The 1,712-nt window shown below is 63.4% G+C and carries 2 protein-coding genes; both read right to left on the bottom strand.

Annotation, left to right across the window (positions count from 1 at the left end; all coding sequences use genetic code 11):
• Position 1 precedes the first annotated feature (1 nt).
• The gene (locus ACFXN1_RS27190; protein ID WP_379446771.1) at positions 2-271 is read right to left on the bottom strand and encodes a hypothetical protein; all 270 of its coding nucleotides are present in this window, start codon (positions 269-271) and stop codon (positions 2-4) included.
• Between the two features lie 50 nt (positions 272-321).
• Positions 322-1,589 (bottom strand): IS3 family transposase gene (locus ACFXN1_RS27195; protein ID WP_379463697.1). Its coding sequence is split into 2 segments (ribosomal slippage): positions 322-1,316 and positions 1,316-1,589, totalling 1,269 coding nucleotides; the frame shifts between segments, so codons are not numbered across the junction.
• Between the last annotated feature and the right edge of the window lie 123 nt (positions 1,590-1,712).

Genomic DNA, 1,712 nt, shown 5'->3' on the forward strand with positions numbered 1-1,712 from the left:
CTCAACTTGTTTGATGAAACGAGCGCGGCCACGGCGGCGCTCGCGACGGTCGACAACCGGACAGACCGGGTGCAGTCCGTGCACCCATCGTCACGTGAACGCTGGGCGCGGTCTCTGCTACTTCTTCGCCCGCGACGGATTCCGCTGTGGTGCTTTCGGTGTCGTGGTACATGCAGGGCGTGTCACCGGTGGCCATGAGCCGGGCGATGACGGCGGCGATCTGATCCACTCGCTGGCCGAACGGGATGAAGTTCGGCGTCGCGTCGACCATCGATGGTCCGGCCAAATCCATGAATCGCCCCGGCTTTGATGCACACCGGTTTATCTGTCACCAGCCGGTTGCTCGGCGTGGAGTGCATAGTAGTCGGCTTCGAACTCGACCGGTGGTTTGCGGCCGAGTCGGTGCATGAGTCTGGACTGGTTGAACCACCCGACCCAGTCCGCGGTGAGTAACTCGACGTCGGCGAGCCGGTTCAGTGGGCCGTGCCGGAACGGTGAGTCGTCACGAATCGCTTCGGTCTTGTAGAGACCAATTGTGGTCTCCGCCAATGCATTATCGTATGCGTCGCCCACCGATCCGATCGATGCGACCATGCCCGACAGCAACAGTGTTTCCCCGAGCCGCAGCGACGTGTATTGCGACCCCGCATCCGAGTGGTGAATGGTGTTGCCCGCCAAGGGATGTCCCTCTCGGTGTCGTAATGCTGCGGCCTGACGGATCGCGGAGTTGACGAACGCGGCCTCTTTGCTGGTCGAACATTCCCAGCCCAGGATCCGCCCGGCGTAGGCGTCGATCACGAACGCCGTGTAGACGAACGCGCCCGTGACCAGGCGAACATAGGTGAAATCAGCGACGAGCAGCATGTTCGGTGCCGGAACCCGGAACTGGCGATCGACCAGGTCCGGTGCCCGCGAGGCGGCCAGATCCGGTTCGGTGGTGCGGATCTTCTTGCGCCGCACCACGCCACGCCACCCGTTGGCGCTCATGAGCCGCTCGACGGTGCATCGGGCGACCGGGATCTTCAGGCGCTGCAGGTGCGCCCACATCTTCTCGGCCCCATATAACGACTCCGGTGCCCGCCGGCCCTGATCATCCGGTTCGTAAAAACCGGCGAGGATCTCGGTGACCGTGGTGTCCCACAATGCCCGTTTCGACGGTGCCCGCCGCGCCCAGGCGTGGAAGGTTCTCGGGGCGATCTTGCATCCGTGCGCGGTCAGCGCACGGCAGATCGGAGCGACCCCGAACCGAGCCTTGTGCTCGGCGATGAACGCGCAGATTACCGGTGTCGCGGGTCGCTCTCCCGCGCGAAGAAACTCGTTGCAGCCTTGAGGATTTCGACAGTCTGCTCCAACTCGGCGATCTTGCGGTCCTTCTCCCGCAACAGCCGCGCCGTCTCGGTCGTGACCCCCTCGACCTCACCCGCATCGATCTCGACCTGCCGCACCCACTTACGCAGCGTCTCCGCGGTCATACCCAACCGCGCCGAGACCGCCTTGATCGCGGCCCACTCGCTGTCGTAGTCGTCACGGTGATCGACGACCAGCCGGATCGCCTTGGCCTTGGTCGCTTCGTCGTACTTCGCAGGCATGATCTGCCCATCCTTCCCAAGAAAGAAAGTGAGCACCAAACCCGGGAGGCTTCTATGTGTTGTCAAGTGCCTGGGCTGATTTGGGTGAGGGTGCGGAAGATCTGTCGGGTGATGTAGCGCTTG

The sequence above is a fragment of the Nocardia sp. NPDC059154 genome (assembly GCF_042755705.1).
Classification (GTDB): domain Bacteria; phylum Actinomycetota; class Actinomycetes; order Mycobacteriales; family Mycobacteriaceae; genus Nocardia.

What these genes read in the sequence shown, in the direction of transcription:
- ACFXN1_RS27190 (WP_379446771.1), bottom strand. Translation starts at nt 271, where the DNA reads ATGGTCGACGCGACGCCGAACTTCATCCCGTTCGGCCAGCGAGTGGAT.